Genomic DNA, 19,794 nt, shown 5'->3' with positions numbered 1-19,794 from the left:
ATAGGGGCGCGGGGCTGTATCGATCTGCGGCTCCGCCGCGGGGCGCGACCAGCCCCCACTGGCCCGCGGTTTGACTACCGTCCGTCCCGCGGAGCGCTGAGTTCCAACTCCAGCAGCCACTCCACGACTTCGGTGTGGTGCCGGGCCTGACGGGGGTTGTCCCCCCACACGTACAGCCCGTGTCCCGCGACCACGACAGCCGGCATCCGGGGATCCCGAGCCGCCTCCAGGCGGTCCCCGAGCACCTTCATGTCCTGGCTGTTGGTGATGACCGGCAGGGTCACCTCGACGTCGTGCGCGGGCTGACCGACACCCTTGAGCATCTCGACGTCCTTGAACACGATGCCGCCCGGCTCGCGCCGGCCCATCGCCACGGACGCCACGGTGTGCACGTGCACCACCGCGCCGGCACCGGTCAGCGCGGCGACCCGGGCGTGCAGTTCGGCCTCGGCGGACGGCTTGCCGCCGTTGACGGCCGCGCCCTGCGCGTCCACCAACACCACGTCGGCGGGCGTCAGTTCGCCCTTGTCGTGGCCGCTCGCGGTGACCGCGAGGAGCAGCGGATCGCGGGACAGCACCACGGACAGGTTCCCGGAGGTGCCCCGCATCCAGCCGAAGGAGGCGAAGCGGGCGGACTCGGCGGCGAGCACCGCCCCCGCCTCCTCCAGGTCGAGCGTGCTGATGTCGGCGGTCACGTGGTGCTCCTTGAACTGGCGGTACTGGTAGTGCTGTTGATGCTGATCTCGTCGAACGTCCCCGCCTGCGCGTGGTCGCCGACGCCCTGCTCGTAGTACGGCTCCCCGGGGCGCCGGATCCCGACGGCCCGCCATCCGGCGGCGAGCGCCGCGTCCAGCTCGCCCGGCCGGTCGGAGAGGAAGAGGAGTCGGCTCGGGTCGGTGGTGCCGGTCGCCTCCGCGATACGGCGGTACGACTCCGGCTCCTGCTTGGGCCCCGCGTTCTCGGTGTCGTACAGGCCCGAGACGAGCGGCAGCAGGTCGCCCTCCGGGGTGGACGCGAACCACGCGCGCTGCGCGGCGACCGACCCCGAGGAGTAGACGTACAGCCGGAGACCCGCCGCGTGCCAGGTGCGCAGTGCGGGCAGGACGTCGTCGTAGAAGTGCGAGACGAGGTCGCCGCGTGCGAAGCCCTCGGACCAGATGATGCCCTGGAGGGTCTTGAGGGGCGTGGCCTTGCGGTCCTCGTCGAGCCAGGCGTTGAGGGTCTTCTCGACGAGTACGGCGTCGGCGCCGGGGTCGCCGATCAGCTCGCGCACCTGTGCGACGGCCCGCGCGACCTGCGGATCACCGCTCCGTTCCGAGAGCAGTGCTCCGAAACGAGAGCGTGAGTACGGATACAGCACGTCGACGACGAACCCCGTGGCGCTCGTGGTGCCCTCGATGTCGAGCACCACGGCGTCCACGCCGTCCACGGCGTACGTGCTGTTCTCCGTGTCCCGCAGGGTCACGCGGCGGCCTTGTCCTGCTGGTACCCGGCGTCGATCGTGTCGTAGTCCGGGAACTGCGAGGCGATGGTCGAGCCGGTGAAGCTGCCGATCCAGCCGTCCTCCTCGTGGAAGAAGCGGATCGCGGTGAAGGCCGGGCTGGTGCCCATGTCGAACCAGTGCGTGGTGCCGCGCGGCACGCCCAGCAGGTCGCCCTTCTCGCAGTACACGGCGTGGACCTCGCCGTTCACGTGCAGATAGAAGATGCCGGAACCGGAGACGAAGAAGCGGACCTCGTCATCGTCGTCGTGCGTGTGCTCCTGGAGGAACTTCGCGCGCGCGGCCTTCGCCTTGACGAGGTACTCCGGGTCGTCGCTGGGGTGCAGTCCGAGGACGTCGACCGTGGTGAAGCCCTCCTCGGCGTTCAGCTTGTCGATCTCCGGGCCGTACGCGGCGAACACGGTGTCGCTGTCGGCGTCCGCGGGGACGTCCTCACGGATCGGCCACTGCTCGTAGCGCACACCGATCGGGGCCAGCGCGGCGGCGATCTCGGCCGGGTCGGACGTACGGCGCACGACGGTCTCCGGGCCGGACTCGGGCCAGGTCGTCAGCAGGGTCATGGGAACAACTCCAGGTGGCTGGAAGGGGGGAGAGGGGGGAGTGGAACGCAGAACGGGAACGAAGGCGGGGGGAGGGGCCGGAGAGCCTGAGGGCCGGGGAACAGGAGGGGGGCCGGGCCGGTCGTCAGTCGCGACAGCCGCGACACAGCGCGCCGGTACAGCGTCGTACCGCTGCCGCGCAGGGTGTCGTCATCATCGGAAGCCTCACTGTCCCGGGTCGGGTGCCGGTCCCGTGATGGTAACTCCCGTCGGCGGGTCGGCAGAGTGTGACGAATCCGGCGTTCCACATGCTGAGATCCAGTGTCCAAGGCTTTGACGAATGGCTGGAAACGTTCTCATGATCTCCCTATGAAGACGCTGCTGCTCGTGCGGCGGCTGTACGTGGACTTGCTCCGGTCGACCACAGCCCGCTGTCGCTGACCTGACCCGGAGTACCCGAGACGCCCTCGGCCGTGGCGCGACCTCCGCCCCACGCGGCCCCCTCGCGCTCGGGGCCGGACACTCCCGCGCCCTCGCTTCCCGGCCATCGCCTTTCGGTCATCGCCACCTTCCGCTCGATCCCTCCCGTACTGCCCTTGCCCCTGGAGTTCCGCATGTCCCGCACCCGTCTGCCTCTCGCCGCGCTCTCGCTGGCCTCCGTCTCGGCGCTGTTCCTCGCGGGCTGCTCGCAGTCGACGAACGCCTCCGAGGACACCGGCGACACCTCCGCCTCCGCCTCCGCGTCCGCCGCCACCGGCACGAAGCCCGCGCCCTTCAGCAAGGGCACGGTCAAGGTCGCGCTGGTCCGCCAGAGCGGCGCCGGCGACTACTTCGAGCAGTGGGGCAACGGCGCCAAGGCGCAGGCCAAGGCCCTCGGCATCGACCTGACGGTGTACGACGCTCAGGCCGACAACGCCAAGCAGGCCACCGACCTGTCCTCGGCGATCAACTCCGGCGCGCAGGCGATCATCGTGGACCACGGCTTCCCGTCGACGATCCAGCCCGAGATCGACAAGGCCGTGAAGAAGGGCATCAAGGTCGTCGTCTACGACGTCGAGACCGCGACCAAGGGCGTCGTCAGCACCAAGCAGGACGACGCGAGCATGGCCCAGGCCGTCCTCGACGTGATGGGCAAGGAACTTGGCAAGAACGCCAAGGTCGGCTACGTCAACGTCGCCGGCTACGCGGCCCTCGACAAGCGCGACAGTGTCTGGAAGTCGACGGTCGACGCCAACGGCTGGAAGCAGGCCTTCAAGGTCGGCAAGGTCACCGACTCGACGGCCACTGACAACGTTCCCCTGGTCTCCGCCGCCCTCACCCAGCACTCGGACGTGACGGGCGTCTTCGCCCCCTACGACGAGCTGGCCAAGGGCACCGTCCTCGCCGTGCAGAACAAGAAGCTCCAGGACAAGGTGAAGGTGTTCGGCGCGGACGTCTCCAACGCCGACATCCAGAACATGACCGCCGCGGACAGCCCGTGGGTCGCCACGGCGGGCACCGACCCGTCCGCCGTCGGCGCCGCGGTGGTCCGTACGACCGCCCTGGAGCTGGCCGGCCAGTTGAACAAGACCTCGGTCGAGTTCCCGGCCGTCGCCATCACCCAGGACTTCCTGAAGAGCAAGAACATCCAGAACATGGACCAGCTGCGCGCCGCGCTGCCCGCGCTGAACCTCTCCCAGGTCAGCACGGCGGACTGGATCGCCAATGTCGCCCACTGAGGCGTCGCCGGCTTCTCCGGCCTCGCCCGCGGTGAGTCTGCGGGACGTCAGCATGGCCTTCGGCGGCAAGACGGTCCTGGAGTCCGTCTCGCTGGACATCGCACCGGGCAGCGTCGTCGCGCTGCTCGGTGCGAACGGGGCCGGCAAGTCCACGCTCATCAAGATCCTGTCCGGCGTCCACACGGACCACGGCGGCGAAGTGACCGTGAACGGCTCCCCGGCCGCCCTCCAATCACCGCTCGCCGCCCGCCAGTTGGGCATCCAGACGGTGCACCAGCGGATCGGCGAGGGCATCGTGCCCGGGCTCACGGTCGCCGAGAACCTGGTCTTCGAGGAGCTGGCTCAAGCACGCGGCAACCCGTTCCTGAACGGGCGCCGCGTGCTGGCCCGCGCCCGCGAGATCCAGTCGGCCCTGGACCTCGGCTGGAGCGACGCCCTGCTCAAGCGGGACGTCACCGAACTCGGCATCTCCGACCGCCAGTTGCTGATCCTGGCCCGCGCCCTGGCCACCCGCCCCGGACTCCTGATCCTCGACGAGCCGACCTCGGCGCTCTCCGCCGCCGAGGCGGAACGCCTCTTCGCGCTGGTCGAGAGAATGCGGGACGACGGCATCGCGGTCCTGTACGTCTCCCACCGCCTCGGCGAGATCGACGCGCTGGCGGACCGGCTGGTCGTCCTGCGAGACGGCCGTCTCACCGAGGACCAGGTCAAGCCCTTCGACTGGGACAGCGCCCTGCGCGCCATGCTCGCCCAGGCCCAGGAGGCGACCACCGCACGTCCGCAACGCGCGGGAGACCAGGGCGAGACCCTGCTGTCCCTGCGCGGCGTACGGCTCCTGGAGGGCCGCACCCCCCAGGATCTGGACCTGCGAGCGGGCGAAGTCACCGGCATCGTCGGCCTGTTGGGCGCAGGCAAGACGGAGCTGGCCCGAGGCCTCTTCGGCGCCGAACCCTTCACCACCGGAGCCGTGGAACTGGACGGCAAGGCGTACGAGCCCCGCCGCCCCGCCGACGCGATCCGGGCCGGCATCCACCTGGTCCCCGAGGACCGGCACGCGGACGCCCTGGTCCCCGGCTGGTCGCTCGCCCAGAACATCTCCCTCCCGTTCCTCAAGTCCCTGTCCACGGCCGGGCTGGTGAACCGCTCGAAGGAGGACGCCCTCGGCCGCGACACCATCGAGGCGCTCGGAGTCGTCGCCCGCGACGAGCACAGCACGGTGGAGGAGCTGTCCGGCGGCAACCAGCAGAAGATCGTCGTCGGCCGCTGGCTCGCCGAACGCCCCCGCGTCCTCATCCTGGACGAGCCGTTCCGAGGGGTGGACATCGGTGCGCGGCGGGACATCGGGCGGCGCGCCCGGGCGTTGGCGGCGGAGGGGGCGGCGGTCCTGGTCCTGTCCGCTGATGTGGACGAGGTGCTGGAGGTCGCCGACCGAGTCGTTGTCCTGGCGGCCGGCGAGATCCATCTCGACGCGTATGGCGAGGACGCGGAGCGGGACCGGGTCATCCAGACGATCTCGGCGTCCGTCTGATGCGGGGCGCTCTGCGGGTGACGGTGCCCGGCGGGGCTGGCGGGCGCGGAATCGCGCCCCCAAAGGGGCGCGGGGCTGCGACATTTGCGGCTCCGCCGCGTGGGCGCGACCAGCCCCCACCGGCCCGCAGCCGAACAACCGCCCAGCCCGCCGCCCACCCCCACGCCGGCCCCACCGCCCCCGCCACACCAGGAAGCACCCCATGACCACCACCCAGAGCGCTCCCGCGAAGACGGCGACCCCGTCCACGCCGGCCGCCGCCGGTCCGCGCATCCAGAACGCGGTCATCAAGTACGGCTTCATCTTCGTCACCGTCACGCTCTTCACGTACTTCGCGCTGAGTGAGCCGTCGTTCCGGGACTCCGCGACCCTCCTGGACACCCTCCGGTACGTCTCCGTCGCCGCGATCCTCGGCCTCGGGGTCACGCTCACCATGGCCGTCGGCGGAATGGACATGTCGGTCGGCGCGGTGGCCGGGCTCGGCGTGACCGTCGCCGCGAAGACGATGGTCACGTACAACCAGGTCGGCGTGGTCGCGATCATCGCGGTGATAGTGGCGGGCGCCCTGGCCGGCCTCCTCAACGCCCTGCTCATCGTGGTCCTGAAGATCCCCGACATGCTGGCCACGCTGGGCACCATGTTCGTCATCCAGGGCACCAAACTCATCCTGGTCGACGGCCAGTCCATCACTCCGGGCATGACCCAGTCCGACGGCACGACGGCCCCCGGCAGGTTCACCGAGGGCTTCCTGCGCATCGACCGGGGCACGATCCTCGGCATCCCCATCTCCGTGGTGATCTTCGGCGCCCTCACCGTCGTCGCCTGGGTCTTCCTGGCACGCACCCGCTGGGGCCGCGTGCTGTACGCGATCGGCGCCAACCCCGAGGCCTCCCGCCTGGCGGGCATCCGCGTGGGCGCGTACCGGGCACTGGCGTACGTCCTGTCCGGCGTCCTGGCCTCGATCGGCGGCCTGATCCTGGCGGCACGCATCGGCCAGGGAGACGTGTCCGCGGGCACCTCGCAACTCCTCGAAGCGGTCGCCGTGGCCCTGGTCGGCACGTCCGTCCTCGGCCGGGGCCGCCCGAACGTGTGGGGCACCGCTCTGGGCGCGGTCCTGATCGGCATCATCACCACGGGCCTGACCATCAAGGGCCTGCCGTACTACACGCAGGACGTGGTCGAGGGCGCCGTCCTGATCCTCGCCCTGGTCTTCAGCTTCACCCTGTCCAAGCGCCGCACCGCATAAGGAAGTTCACGATGGGCTACCGCATCCTGGAGCCGGCCGACATCCCCGCGTACCTGAACGAGCGCGGCCACTGGCCCGACCCGGCGGACATCCAGGTCCGTGAGGTCTCCGACGGCAACATGAACCGCGTCTTCCTGGCCAGGTCCGCCGACGGCACCCGCAGCCTGGCCGTCAAGCAGGCCCTGCCCTGGGTCCGGGTGGCCGGCCCGTCCTGGCCGATGAGCCCGGAGCGAGCCGACGCCGAGGCAAGGGCGTACGAGCAGGTCGCGAAGGTCGCCCCCGACAAGATCCCGGCGATCCACGGCTACGACCCCGAGAACTACGCCCTCGTCATGGAGGACATGTCGGACCTGGAGGTCCTGCGCACCCTCCTCAACGATGGCGCGTCCTACGGCCCGCACACCTCCGCCCGCATCGGCGAGTTCGTAGCCCAACTGACCTTCGCGACAAGCGACTTCGGAATGCAGTCGGCGGACCGCAAGGCACTGCTGGCAGCCTCGGTGAGCCCGGAACTGTGCAAGATCACCGAGGACGTGGTCCTCTCCGAGCCGTACATCGAGCACGAACACAACCACTGGCACGAGGACTTGGACGACCTGGCGAGGGAGTTCCGCGCGGACACGAGCCTCCGCACAGAGGTCGCCGACCTCCGCCACACGTTCATGACGAGCGCCCAGGCCCTCCTCCACGGCGACCTCCACACGGGCAGCGTCATGGTCGGCGAACGCGAAGGCGCCCCGGTGGTACGGGTCTTCGACCCCGAGTTCTCCTTCGTGGGCCCGATCGGCTACGACCTGGGCCTGTACTGGGCCAACGTATTGGTCTCGGAGGAGCGGGCCCGGGCGCTCGGCACGCTGTCCGACCACGGCGACCAACTCGCCCTGTCCTGGGCGGCGTTCGAGGCGGAGTTCCGCCGCCTGTGGCCCACAAGGGTCGACACGTTCTTCGACGACGCCTACTTGGACCGCTTCCTACGCAGGATCTGGACAGAGTCGGTGGGCTACGCGGGCACAGAAATCATCCGCAGAATCATCGGCTTCGCCCACCTGACAGACCTGACGACCCTCCCCAACCCGGCTCCAGCATCCCGCAGGGCACTACTGATCGGGCGGCAACTGATCCTGCGCCGCGAGGAGTTGACCAACCCGCACGATGTAGAGGCGCTGGTCCTTTAGGGGCGCGGGGAACTGAGCGACAAGCCACAACGAACCCGCAGACGGCAAAAAGGGGCAGCTCCCCCGACGAGGAGCCGCCCCTTTCACCAATCCTGGCTCTACTTCTTGTCGAGCAGATCCTGAACCTTGGCCCGGACCTCATCCGTAGCCAAGCCCCGAATCGTCAGCGTCGTCCGACGACGCAGCACGTCATCCGCAGTCTCAGCCCACTCGTTGTCCCGCGCATAAACAACCTGAGCCCAGATCTCCGGCGCATCCGCATGCACCCGCTCACCCAACTCAGGGTTCTCATTGGCCAGACGAGCGATGTCGAACGCCAACGACCCATAGTGCGTGGCAAGATGCCGAGCCGTGTCCGCAGCCATCCGCGGACCAGGCGCAGGCCCGTCCACCAACAGCCGGTGCGCAACCGCACGAGGGTTCGCGACCCCAGGCAGCGGCATCCGCTTCGGCAGCTCCGAGATCGGCTCGAACCCGTCACCCAGCGGAGCGCCCGGCAGGGTCTCCAGCTTCTGCATGACCGTACGGCCGATGTGCCGGAACGTCGTCCACTTGCCGCCCGAGACGGACAGCATGCCGCCCTTGCCCTCGGTCACGACAGTCTCCCGCTTGGCCTTCGCCGTGTCGCCGGGGCCACCCGGCAGCACCCGCAGGCCCGCGAAGGAGTACGTGATCAGATCACGGGACAGCTGCTGGTCACGTACGGAGAACGCGGCCTCGTCGAGGATCTGCGCCGTGTCCTTCTCGGTGACCGCGACGTCCGCCGGGTCGCCCTCGAACTCCTCGTCGGTCGTACCGAGCAGGAGCATGTCCTCCCACGGCAGGGCGAACGTGATGCGGTACTTGTCGATCGGCGTGGCCAGCGCGGCCTTCCACGGAGACGTCCGCTTCAGGACCAGGTGCGCGCCCTTCGACAGCCGGATGGACGGCGCCGCGTCCGGGTTCTCCATCCTGCGCAGGTGGTCGACCCAGGGGCCGGTCGCGTTGAGCACGAGCCGGGCGTTCACGCCGAACTCGTCACCGGAGAGCCGGTCGCGCAGCTCGGCACCGGTGACCCGGCCGTTGGTGAAGCGCAGCCCGGACACCTCGGCGTGGTTGAGGACGACCGCGCCCGCCTCGACGGCCGCACGGACCGTCATCAGCGCCATGCGCGCGTCGTTCATCTGACCGTCGCCGTACACGGCCACGGCCTTGAGGTTCTCGGTGCGCAGCTCGGGCACGTCCTGCGCGGCCTTGGCCGGCGACAGCAGGTGGCCGACGCCGTCACCGAACGCCGACAGCATGGAGTAGGCGAAGACGCCCGCCCCGAGCTTCGCCGCGCCGTGCGGCCCGCCCTTGTACACGGGGAGGTAGAACGTGAGCGGATTGGCCAGGTGGGGGGCCACCTGACGGGACACCGCGCGGCGCTCGAAGTGGTTCTCCGCCACCAGCTTCACCGCGCCGGTCTGCAGATAGCGCAGACCGCCGTGGAGCAGCTTGGAGGAGGCGGAGGAGGTGGCGCCGGCGAAGTCGCCGGCGTCGACCAGGGCCACCCGCAGCCCGGACTGCGCGGCATGCCAGGCAGTCGAGATGCCGAGGATGCCACCGCCGATCACGAGAAGGTCGTACGTCGCCTTGGAGAGCTGCTCCCGGGTCTCGGCGCGGCTCGGGTTCGTGCCGAAGGCCGGGTGCGTACCGAGGGCAGGCACGGACTGCAGGGTGGACTGGCTGGTCATGTTGTTTCTTACTCCTCGACAGAGCTGTCTTCGAGCCAGCCCATGGACCGCTCGACGGCCTTGAGCCAGCTCTTGTACTCACGGTCGCGCTTCTCCGCGTCCATGTTGGGGGTCCACTCGGCGGCCCGGCGCCAGTTGGCGCGCAGGTCGTCGGTGTTGGTCCAGAAGCCGACGGCGAGGCCGGCGGCGTAGGCGGCACCGAGGCAGGTCGTCTCGGCGACCATGGGACGGACCACGGGGGCGTCCAGGAAGTCCGAGAGGGTCTGCATCAGCAGGTTGTTGGAGGTCATGCCGCCGTCGACCTTGAGGGCCGCCAGCTCGACGCCGGAGTCCTTGGTCATGGCGTCCGTGATCTCACGGGTCTGCCAGGCGGTGGCCTCCAGGACGGCGCGCGCGAGGTGCGCCTTGGTGACGTACCGGGTCAGGCCGGCGATCACACCGCGGGCGTCGGAGCGCCAGTACGGGGCGAACAGACCGGAGAAGGCCGGCACGAAGTAGGCGCCGCCGTTGTCCTCGACCGACGACGCGAGCGTCTCGATCTCGGCGGCGGTGGAGATCAGGCCCATCTGGTCGCGCATCCACTGCACCAGCGAACCGGTGACCGCGATCGAGCCCTCCAGGGCGTAGACCGGGGCGTCGTTCCCGATGCGGTAGCCGACCGTGGTCAGCAGGCCGGAGTACGAGTTGATGATCTTGTCGCCGGTGTTCATCAGCATGAACGTGCCGGTGCCGTACGTCGACTTGGCCTCGCCCTCGGCGAAACAGGTCTGGCCGAACAGGGCCGCCTGCTGGTCGCCGAGCGCCGAGGCGACCGGGATGCCGCCGAGCAGGTCGCCCAGCTTGCCGCCGGTGACCTCGCCGTAGACCTCGGCGGAGGAGCGGATCTCCGGGAGCATCGACAGCGGGACGCCGATCGACTCGGCGATCTTCGGGTCCCACTCCAGGGTGTGCAGGTTCATCAGCATGGTGCGGGAGGCGTTGGTGACGTCGGTGACGTGGTGACCGCCGTTGACACCGCCCGTCAGGTTCCAGATGACCCAGCTGTCCATGGTGCCGAAGAGGATGTCCCCGGCCTCGGCGCGCTCGCGCAGGCCCTCGACGTTGTCGAGCAGCCAGCGGGCCTTGGGGCCGGCGAAGTACGAGGCCAGCGGCAGGCCGGTCTCACGGCGGAAACGATCCTGCCCGACATTGCGGCCCAGCTCCTTGCAGAGCGCGTCGGTACGGGTGTCCTGCCAGACGATGGCGTTGTGGACGGGCTCACCGGTGTTCCTGTCCCACAGCAGCGTCGTCTCGCGCTGGTTGGTGATGCCGATGGCCTTGATGTCGTCGCGGGTGATGCCGGCCTTGGAGATGGCTCCGGCGACGACCTCCTCGACGTTCGTCCAGATCTCGGTGGCGTCGTGCTCCACCCAGCCCGGCTTCGGGAAGATCTGCTCGTGCTCCTTCTGGTCGACGGAGACGATCCGGCCGTCCCGGTCGAAGACGATGCAGCGGCTGGAGGTGGTGCCCTGGTCGATCGCTGCAATGAACGGCCCTGCGCCGTGGGAATGCGTTGCGGCGGTGTGCGCGTCGGTCACTGTGTGCTCCTGAAAGGTCCGTGGGTTCCGTCGGTAAGAGGCGGGCTTGCTGCGTAGTCGCTCAAGACTGCTCAAGACTGCTCTGGCGGCTCAAGGCTGTGTTGGCTGCTCTAAGCAAAAGCGACGTTGTAGATGCCCGCAGCGATGGCGCCGCCGATCAGCGGACCGGCCACCGGGATCCAGGCGTAGGACCAGTCGGAGCCGCCCTTGTTGGGCAGGGGCAGGAGAGCGTGCACGATGCGCGGGCCGAGGTCACGGGCCGGGTTGATCGCGTAGCCGGTCGGGCCACCGAGCGAGAGCCCGATGGAGACGACCACGAGGGCGGTGATCAGCGCGCCCAGGGTGCCGAGACCCTTGCCGTCGCCGTTGAGACCCTGCGTGAGGACGGCGAGCACCAGCACGACGGTGCCGATGACCTCCGTGGCGATGTTCTGCCAGGCGACACGGATCTCGGGACCGGTGGAGAAGATGCCGAGGACGGGGCCCGCGCCCTTCTCCTGGGCTTCGACGGCCTTGGTCTTCGTGGCCTGCGCGCCCGGACCGCCGACGATCTCTCTGTCGGTGAGGTGCGCGTGGAACTGGCCGTAGTAGGCGACCCAGACCAGAGCGGCACCGATCATGGCGCCGAGCAGCTGCCCGCCCCAGTAGATCGGGACGTCGCTCCAGTCGATGCCGTTCTTCTTGAGCGCGAGCGCGAGGGTCACGGCCGGGTTGAGGTGGGCGCCGGAGAGGGGCGCCGAGGTGTAGACGGCCGTCAGTACGGCGAAACCCCACCCGAAGGTGATGGCGAGCCAGCCGGCGTTGCGGGCCTTGGAGGCCTTCAGCGTGACGGCGGCACAGACACCGCCGCCGAGCAGGATGAGTATGGCGGTACCGATGGTCTCGCCGATGAAGATGTCGGAGCTGGACACCCGCGACTCCTTTGTCCTTCGTCCAGGGGGTAACTGCCGGCCCTTGGCGTTGTCACACTCTAACGCCTATTGCCGGTCGGTGTTCGACAATGTCGACCGATGGACGGGAGTCTTGCTCTGGGGTTACGGGCGCGTCAAGAGCTCTGTTATCGAAAACACGATCGTTATTGATTGCTGTGAGCTATCGATCTTGAGTCGGTCGCGACCCGCGTCCACCCGCACACTCCACGCACACGCCGAGCCCGCTCAGTGCATCGAAAAAGGCCGGAACATCCAAGATGTCCCGGCCGTTTTCGTAGGAAAGTTCAGATTTTGTACGAAGGTTCAGAACCGCCCCGCGCCCAGGTCCCGTGACACCGCGCGGGCGCAGTCCCGCACCGCCGCGATCAGTTCCGGGCGCAGCTCGCCCTCCCGGCGGAGCCGTTCCACGGCCCCGGTGACGGCGACCGCGCCGACCGGCATCCGCCGCCGGTCGTGGATGGGGGCGGCGATGGACGCGACGCCCTCCCAGGTCTCCTCGACGTCGGCCGCGTACCCGCGCGCGCGGGTGAGGTCCAGGACGCCCTCGAAGCCCTCCGGGTCGATGATCGTCCGGTCGGTGAACGACTTGCGCTCGACCTCCAGGACCTCGCTGTGCGCGACCGGGTCGAAGGCCGACAGGACCTTGCCCAGGGCCGTGGAGTGCAGCGGCTGCATGGCCCCGACCTCCAGCACCTGGCGGCTGTCGTCGGGGCGGAAGACGTGGTGCACGATCAGCACACCGTGCTGGTGCAGCACCCCCAGGTGGACGCTCTCGCCGCTGGAACGGGCCAGGTCGTCGGTCCACACCAGGGCACGCGCGCGCAGCTCGTGGACGTCCAGATAGGTGGTCCCCAGACGCAGTAGCTCGGCGCCCAGCTGGTAGCGCCCGGACGCGGCCTCCTGCTCGACGAAGCCCTCCTGCTGGAGGGTGCGCAGGATGCCGTGGGCGGTGCCCTTGGCGAGGCCGAGGGACGAGGCGATGTCCGAGAGGCCGAGCCGACGCTCGCCGCCCGCGAGGAGCCGCAGCATCGCCGCCGCCCGTTCGAGCGACTGGATGTTCCGTGCCATCGCCGTCCTGCCTCCGTCCCCTTCGACCGCCGGCACACCGGCGTTCGCTGCCACCGTTCGGCAATGTCGAACACTACCGGTCCATGTCGACCGCCCGCCAATGGCCGGTCGTCACCTGTTACATCCGCGTACATCCGGGTGGATGTCTCGTATACGGCCCGCCCGCGACCCGCTGCTTCCGGCCACGACACGCGCGCCACGTACGTCCGTCCCGTGGACGCCCTGACCATACGGCCCCGCACCGGGCTACCCTGGCCGCGTGCGCCTTCCCCGGGAAGACGCAAAGCCGACAGCCGTCGCACTCCAGGGAGCCCTTACATGGCCGCCTCGTCGTCCGCCCCTTCCACCGACAACAGGACCCGTGTGTCCGCCCTCCGGGACGCACTCGCCACCCGAGTGGTGGTAGCCGACGGTGCGATGGGCACCATGCTGCAGGCGCAGGACCCGACGATGGAGGACTTCGAGAATCTCGAGGGCTGCAACGAGATTCTGAACGTCACCCGCCCCGACATCGTCCGCTCCGTCCACGAGGCGTACTTCGCCGTGGGCGTCGACTGCGTCGAGACGAACACCTTCGGCGCCAACCACACGGCGGCGTCCGAGTACGACATCGCCGAGCGCGTGTACGAACTGTCCGAGTCCGGTGCCCGTATCGCCCGCGAGACCGCCGACGACTTCGGCGCCCGCGACGGCCGCCAGCGCTGGGTCCTCGGCTCGATCGGCCCCGGCACCAAGCTGCCGTCCCTCGGTCACATCGACTACGTCACCCTCCGCGACGGCTTCCAGGCGAACGCCGAGGGCCTGCTCGCCGGCGGCGCCGACGCCCTGATCGTGGAGACCACACAGGACCTCCTCCAGACGAAGTCGTCGATCCTGGGCGCCCGCCGCGCCATGGAGGCCACCGGCCTCGACGTACCCCTGCTGGTCTCGATGGCCTTCGAGACGACCGGCACGATGCTGCTCGGCTCGGAGATCGGCGCCGCGCTGACCGCGCTCGAACCGCTCGGCATCGACATGATCGGCCTGAACTGCTCGACCGGCCCGGCCGAGATGAGCGAGCACCTGCGCTATCTCTCCCGCCACTCCCGCACTCCGCTGCTCTGCATGCCCAACGCCGGTCTGCCGATCCTCACCAAGGACGGCGCCCACTTCCCGCTCGACCCCGAGGGCCTGGCCGACGCCCAGGACACCTTCGTACGGGACTACGGCCTGAACCTGGTCGGCGGCTGCTGCGGAACCACCCCGGAGCACCTGCGGCAGCTCGTGGAGCGCGTACAGGGCGCCTCGCCCGTCGAGCGCGACCCGCAGCCCGAGCCGGGTGCCGCCTCGCTCTACCAGACGGTCCCGTTCCGCCAGGACACCGCGTACATGGCGATCGGTGAGCGCACCAACGCCAACGGGTCCAGGAAGTTCCGCGAGGCCATGCTGGACGCCCGCTGGGACGACTGTGTCGAGATGGCCCGTGAGCAGATCCGCGAGGGCGCGCACATGCTCGACCTGTGCGTGGACTACGTGGGCCGCGACGGTGTCGCCGACATGGCGGAACTGGCCGGCCGCTTCGCCACCGCCTCCACCCTGCCGATCGTCCTGGACTCCACCGAGGTCCCCGTCATCCGGGCCGGGCTGGAGAAGCTCGGCGGGCGCGCGGTCATCAACTCCGTCAACTACGAGGACGGCGACGGCCCCGAGTCCCGCTTCGCCAAGGTCACCAAGCTCGCCCAGGAGCACGGCGCCGCGCTGATCGCGTTGACCATCGACGAGGAGGGCCAGGCCCGCACTCCGGAGCACAAGGTCGCCATCGCCGAACGGCTGATCGACGACCTGACCGGCAACTGGGGCATCCATGAGTCGGACATCCTCATCGACACGCTGACCTTCACGATCTGTACCGGTCAGGAGGAGTCCCGCAAGGACGGCATCGCGACGATCGAGGCGATCCGCGAGCTGAAGCGCCGCCACCCGGACGTCCAGACGACGCTGGGTCTGTCGAACATCTCCTTCGGTCTCAACCCGGCCGCCCGCATGCTGCTGAACTCGGTCTTCCTCGACGAGTGCGTGAAAGCGGGCCTGGACTCGGCGATCGTCCACGCGAGCAAGATCCTGCCGATCGCCCGCTTCAGCGAGGAGGAGGTCACCACCGCGCTCGACCTGGTCTACGACCGGCGCGCGGAGGGTTACGACCCGCTCCAGAAGCTGATGGCGCTGTTCGAGGGCGCCACCACCAAGTCCCTCAAGGCGGGCAAGGCCGAGGAACTCGCCGCCCTGCCCCTGGACGAGCGGCTTAAGCGCCGCATCATCGACGGCGAGAAGAACGGTCTGGAGGCCGACCTCGACGAGGCACTCCAAACCCGCCCCGCCCTCGACATCGTCAACGACACCCTCCTGGAGGGCATGAAGGTCGTCGGCGAACTCTTCGGCTCCGGCCAGATGCAGCTGCCGTTCGTGCTCCAGTCCGCCGAGGTCATGAAGACGGCCGTCGCCCACCTCGAACCGCACATGGAGAAGACCGACGACGAGGGCAAGGGCACGATCGTCCTCGCCACCGTCCGCGGCGACGTCCACGACATCGGCAAGAACCTCGTCGACATCATCCTCACCAACAACGGCTACACCGTCGTCAACATCGGCATCAAGCAGCCGGTCTCCGCGATCCTCGAAGCCGCGCAGGAGCACCGGGCCGACGTCATCGGCATGTCCGGCCTCCTCGTGAAGTCGACCGTGATCATGAAGGAGAACCTCCAGGAGCTGAACCAGCGCAAGCTGGCCGCCGACTACCCGGTCATCCTCGGCGGCGCCGCCCTGACCAGGGCCTACGTCGAGCAGGACCTCCACGAGATCTACGAGGGCGAGGTCCGCTACGCCCGCGACGCCTTCGAGGGCCTGCGCCTCATGGACGCCCTGATCGGCGTCAAGCGGGGCGTGCCCGGCGCCAAGCTGCCCGAGCTGAAGCAGCGCCGCGTCCGCGCCACCGCCGCCGTACAGACCGAGGAACGCCCGGAAGAGGGCCACGTCCGCTCCGACGTCGCCATCGACAACCCGATCCCCACCCCGCCCTTCCAGGGCACCCGCGTCATCAAGGGCATCCAGCTCAAGGAGTACGCGAGCTGGCTCGACGAGGGCGCCCTCTTCAAGGGCCAGTGGGGCCTCAAGCAGGCCCGCGCCGGCGACGGGCCGACCTACGAGGAGCTGGCCGAGACCGAGGGCCGGCCCCGGCTGCGCGGCCTCCTGGACAAGCTCCAGACGGAGAGCCTGCTGGAGGCGGCCGTCGTCTACGGCTACTTCCCGTGCGTCTCCAAGGACGACGACCTGATCATCCTGGACGACGACGGCAACGAGCGGACGCGCTTCACGTTCCCGCGCCAGCGCCGTGGCCGCAGGCTCTGCCTGGCCGACTTCTTCCGTCCGGAGGAGTCCGGCGAGATCGACGTCGTCGGCCTCCAGGTCGTCACCGTCGGCTCCCGGATCGGCGAGGAGACCGCCAAGCTCTTCGAGTCGAACTCCTACCGCGACTACCTCGAACTGCACGGCCTGTCCGTCCAGTTGGCCGAAGCCCTCGCCGAGTACTGGCACGCGCGCGTCCGCTCCGAACTCGGCTTCGCCGGCGAGGACCCGGCCGACGTCGAGGACATGTTCGCCCTCAAGTACCGGGGCGCCCGCTTCTCCCTCGGCTACGGCGCCTGCCCCGACCTGGAGGACCGCGCCAAGATCGCCGACCTCCTCCAGCCCGAGCGCATCGGCGTCCAGCTCTCCGAGGAGTTCCAGCTCCACCCCGAGCAGTCCACCGACGCCATCGTCATCCACCACCCCGAGGCGAAGTACTTCAACGCACGCTGAGCCGGTCGGCGCCTTTGACGCACGCTGATCGGATAAGTCGTACACTGGTCGGTCCATCGCAGGCCGGTTGCCCTCTGTGCACTCAGGGGCAACCGGCCTGATCGTCCCTCAAGGAGGTGCGCCAGGATGACCAGCACGGTCCCCGCGCTCGGAACCCGTACGGCCGAAGGCTCAGCACTGCAGGCCGTACTCCTCGACATGGACGGCACCCTGGTGGACACCGAGGGCTTCTGGTGGGACGTCGAGGTCGAGATCTTCGCCGGCCTCGGCCACACCCTCGACGACTCCTGGCGGCACGTCGTGGTCGGCGGCCCGATGACCCGCAGCGCCGGATTCCTCCTTGAGGCCACTGGCGCCGACATCACCTTCGCCGAACTGTCGGTCCTGCTCAACGACGGGTTCGAGGACCGGATCGGCCGCGCCCTGCCGCTGATGCCGGGCGCCGCCCGCCTCCTCGCCGAACTCTCCGCGCACGAGATCCCGACCGCCCTCGTCTCCGCCTCGCACCGTCGCATCATCGACCGCGTCCTGGCCTCCCTGGGCCCCCAGCACTTCGCCCTGAGCATCGCCGGCGACGAGGTGGAGCGTACGAAGCCGTACCCCGACCCCTATCTGATCGCCGCCGCCGGACTCGGCGCCGAGCCGGCGAGATGCGCCGTCGTCGAGGACACGGCGACCGGGGTCGCCGCCGCCGAGGCCGCCGGCTGCCATGTCGTGGCCGTGCCGTCGGTCGCGCCCATCGCCCCCGGCGCGCGCCGTACGATCGTGACCTCCCTGGAAGAAGTCGACCTGCCCTTTCTGCGCGGCCTGATGACGTTCGACCGATGACGGAAATGCGCTGACCCGTTTACCGAGCGTGCCTGATCGAATGCGGAAAACGCGCGGATGAACAGGCAGGTCGTCAGATGAGAAATTCGGACCACCGAATATCTGTCGATGGCTGAATTCGGGTATGCGGCAATGTCGGCGAACATGTGAGGTTCGCCACGCGGCAGGGGCTCGACAGTGCACACGTGCTGTGTACACGCACCCCTTTCGGGGTCTTGGGGGAGGCCCTTGTGTCCCGTTTGGGGAGAGCCTGCACGGAATCCTTCCGCTGCCGGTTTTCCGGTGCGTCCACACCCGGTTCCACAGCGTGATCGGCCACCAACTCCGGCTGCCTGCGGGCCTCTCCACGGTCCGGACTAATCTCGTTGCGAGAACATCGCCGTAATCCCGAAACCCCGCGCGCACCACCCCACGCATGCCGGGCCCCTGGGATCGACAGCCTGGAGAAACCCGAGCATGAACCGTAAGACTTTGGTGCTGCCGGCCGTCATCGGTCTGCTCGCTCCGGTGCTCGCCGCCTGCGGCGGAGCCAACGGCGGAGGCAGCGGAGGCGACGCGATCGTCGTCGGCACCACGGACCGGTTCACCGCCTCGAAGGAGGCCCCGGCACCGATCGACCCGGCCTACGCCTACGACGTCGGCACCTGGAACATCCTGCGCCAGACCGTGCAGACCCTCATGGTGCAGCCGCGCGGCGACGGCGAACCGGTGCCCGAGGCCGCCGAGAAGTGCCGGTTCACCGACGCAGGCAACGAGCGCTACGCCTGCACCCTGCGCAAGGACCTCAAGTTCTCCAACGGCGACAAGATCACCGCCTCCGATGTGAAGTTCTCCATCGACCGGGCCCTGCGGATCCAGGCCGACAGCGGTGTGTTCGCCCTGCTGTCCACGATCGACACCGTCGAGACCCAGGGCGACCGCGAGGTCATCTTCCACCTCAAGACCGCCGACGCCACCTTCCCGTTCAAGCTGTCCACCCCGGTCGCGGGCATCGTCAACCCGGACGACTACGACAAGGACAAGCTGCGCGACGGCTTCGACGTGGACGGCTCCGGCCCGTACACGCTCCACTCCGAGGTCAAGAACGACGAACTCGTTAACGCCGTCTTCACCAAGAACCCCAACTACCAGGGGCAGTTGACGCCGAAGAACGACAAGGTCGAACTGCGTTCCTTCGCCGACGCCACCGCGATGGGCACCGCGCTCTCCAAGGGCGACATCGACCTGATGACCCGCACGATGTCCCCCGAGCAGATCAGGAAGCTCGACGACGACTCGACCGGCGACATCGACCTCGTCCAGATGCCCGGCCTCGAAATCCGCTACCTCGCCTTCAACACCGACGCCCCGACGGTGAAGACCAAGGCCGTCCGCCAGGCGATGGCGCAGATCATCAACCGCGCCGAACTCGTCTCGAAGGTGTACGGCGACGAGGCCCAGCCGCTCTACTCGCTGGTCCCGGCCACCATCACCGGCCACTCGAACTCCTTCTTCAACAAGTACGGCGAGCCGAGCGACATCAAGGCCAAGACCCTGATGGAGAACGCCGGTGTCACCGCCCCGGTGAAGCTGACCCTGCACTACACGACCGACCACTACGGCTCGGCCACCAAGCAGGAGTTCGAGGAACTGCAGAAGCAGCTCAACGCCAGCGGACTGTTCAAGGTCAGCATCGAGGGCGCCCCCTGGGCCACCTTCCGCCCGGCCGAGAAGGAGGGCGAGTACGACGTCTACGGCATGGGCTGGTTCCCGGACTTCCCCGACGCGGACAACTACCTCGCCCCGTTCCTCGACAAGGACAACTTCCTCAACCTGCCGTACGCCAACAGCAGGATCCGCACCACTCTGATCCCGGAGTCCCGCCGTGAGGCCGACCGCCTCACCGCCTCCACGAGCCTGACGGACATCCAGGACATCGTCGCCGACGACGTACCCGTACTGCCGCTGTGGCAGGGCAACCAGTACATCGCCGCACGCGACGGCATCACCGGTGCCGAGTGGGCCCTCAACTCCTCCTCGACGCTTCAGCTTTGGGAGCTCGGCCGCGGTGTGAGCAACTGACCGCCACACCCGTCCGACGCGTGAATCCCGACCCGGGGCTGGGACGGTCCCGGGTTCCCGAGACCCGACGAC

The 19,794-nt window shown here is 69.0% G+C and carries 14 protein-coding genes; 7 read left to right on the top strand and 7 right to left on the bottom strand.

All coding sequences use genetic code 11. The features are described from left to right. Positions 1–74: 74 nt before the first annotated feature. The 3 genes from mtnB to ACWDR4_RS41580 are packed head-to-tail and all read right to left on the bottom strand — an operon-like array spanning position 75 to position 2,061. The gene (gene mtnB, locus ACWDR4_RS41590; protein WP_450416310.1) at positions 75–695 is read right to left on the bottom strand and encodes a methylthioribulose 1-phosphate dehydratase; all 621 of its coding nucleotides are present in this window, start codon (positions 693–695) and stop codon (positions 75–77) included. Then, positions 692–1,465, bottom strand: coding sequence for an acireductone synthase (gene mtnC / locus ACWDR4_RS41585; protein ID WP_450416308.1), 774 nt, complete (start codon positions 1,463–1,465; stop codon positions 692–694). Before mtnC ends, mtnB begins: the two co-directional genes overlap by 4 nt. Continuing rightward, entirely contained in the window at positions 1,462–2,061 is a 600-nt protein-coding gene (locus tag ACWDR4_RS41580) for a 1,2-dihydroxy-3-keto-5-methylthiopentene dioxygenase (protein WP_450416307.1), read from the bottom strand. Before ACWDR4_RS41580 ends, mtnC begins: the two co-directional genes overlap by 4 nt. A 593-nt stretch (positions 2,062–2,654) precedes the next feature. On the opposite strand from ACWDR4_RS41580, the gene ACWDR4_RS41575 reads away from it, so the two are divergent. From ACWDR4_RS41575 to mtnK, 4 genes are all read left to right on the top strand, one after another. After that, positions 2,655–3,758, top strand: a complete 1,104-nt coding sequence (locus ACWDR4_RS41575) for a substrate-binding domain-containing protein (RefSeq protein ID WP_450416306.1) — start codon at positions 2,655–2,657, stop codon at positions 3,756–3,758. After that, the gene (locus ACWDR4_RS41570; protein ID WP_450416304.1) at positions 3,745–5,286 is read left to right on the top strand and encodes a sugar ABC transporter ATP-binding protein; all 1,542 of its coding nucleotides are present in this window, start codon (positions 3,745–3,747) and stop codon (positions 5,284–5,286) included. Before ACWDR4_RS41575 ends, ACWDR4_RS41570 begins: the two co-directional genes overlap by 14 nt. Before the next feature lie 202 nt (positions 5,287–5,488). Further along, on the top strand, positions 5,489–6,532 hold the full coding sequence (locus ACWDR4_RS41565; RefSeq protein ID WP_450416302.1) for an ABC transporter permease: 1,044 nt from the start codon (positions 5,489–5,491) through the stop codon (positions 6,530–6,532). An 11-nt stretch (positions 6,533–6,543) separates the two neighbouring features. Then, positions 6,544–7,707, top strand: coding sequence for an S-methyl-5-thioribose kinase (gene mtnK, locus ACWDR4_RS41560; protein WP_450416300.1), 1,164 nt, complete (start codon positions 6,544–6,546; stop codon positions 7,705–7,707). Between the two features lie 98 nt (positions 7,708–7,805). On the opposite strand, the gene ACWDR4_RS41555 is transcribed toward mtnK, so the two are convergent. From ACWDR4_RS41555 to ACWDR4_RS41540, 4 genes are all read right to left on the bottom strand, one after another. After that, positions 7,806–9,422 (bottom strand): FAD-dependent oxidoreductase, encoded by a 1,617-nt coding sequence (locus ACWDR4_RS41555; protein WP_450416299.1) that lies wholly within the window; start codon positions 9,420–9,422, stop codon positions 7,806–7,808. Positions 9,423–9,430: 8 nt separating this feature from the next. Then, the gene (glpK, locus tag ACWDR4_RS41550; protein ID WP_450416298.1) at positions 9,431–10,999 is read right to left on the bottom strand and encodes a glycerol kinase GlpK; all 1,569 of its coding nucleotides are present in this window, start codon (positions 10,997–10,999) and stop codon (positions 9,431–9,433) included. A gap of 110 nt (positions 11,000–11,109) precedes the next feature. After that, on the bottom strand, positions 11,110–11,910 hold the full coding sequence (locus ACWDR4_RS41545) for an MIP/aquaporin family protein (protein WP_450416296.1): 801 nt from the start codon (positions 11,908–11,910) through the stop codon (positions 11,110–11,112). A gap of 324 nt (positions 11,911–12,234) precedes the next feature. Next, complete coding sequence (locus tag ACWDR4_RS41540) at positions 12,235–12,999, bottom strand: IclR family transcriptional regulator (protein ID WP_450416294.1); 765 nt, start codon at positions 12,997–12,999, stop codon at positions 12,235–12,237. A 318-nt stretch (positions 13,000–13,317) separates the two neighbouring features. Here ACWDR4_RS41540 and metH point away from each other — a divergent pair, with 318 nt between their 5' ends. From metH to ACWDR4_RS41525, 3 genes are all read left to right on the top strand, one after another. After that, positions 13,318–16,833: a methionine synthase gene (gene metH, locus ACWDR4_RS41535; RefSeq protein WP_450416292.1), complete on the top strand. Its 3,516-nt coding sequence runs from the start codon at positions 13,318–13,320 to the stop codon at positions 16,831–16,833. A gap of 126 nt (positions 16,834–16,959) precedes the next feature. Beyond that, on the top strand, positions 16,960–17,661 hold the full coding sequence (locus ACWDR4_RS41530; RefSeq protein WP_450416290.1) for an HAD family hydrolase: 702 nt from the start codon (positions 16,960–16,962) through the stop codon (positions 17,659–17,661). Positions 17,662–18,117: 456 nt separating this feature from the next. Continuing rightward, complete coding sequence (locus tag ACWDR4_RS41525; RefSeq protein WP_450416288.1) at positions 18,118–19,722, top strand: ABC transporter substrate-binding protein; 1,605 nt, start codon at positions 18,118–18,120, stop codon at positions 19,720–19,722. Positions 19,723–19,794 lie beyond the last annotated feature (72 nt).

The sequence above is a fragment of the Streptomyces sp. NPDC000878 genome (assembly GCF_053599695.1).
The sequence above is the reverse complement of the archived record's forward strand: the minus strand, read 5'-3'. Positions and strand labels throughout refer to the sequence as shown.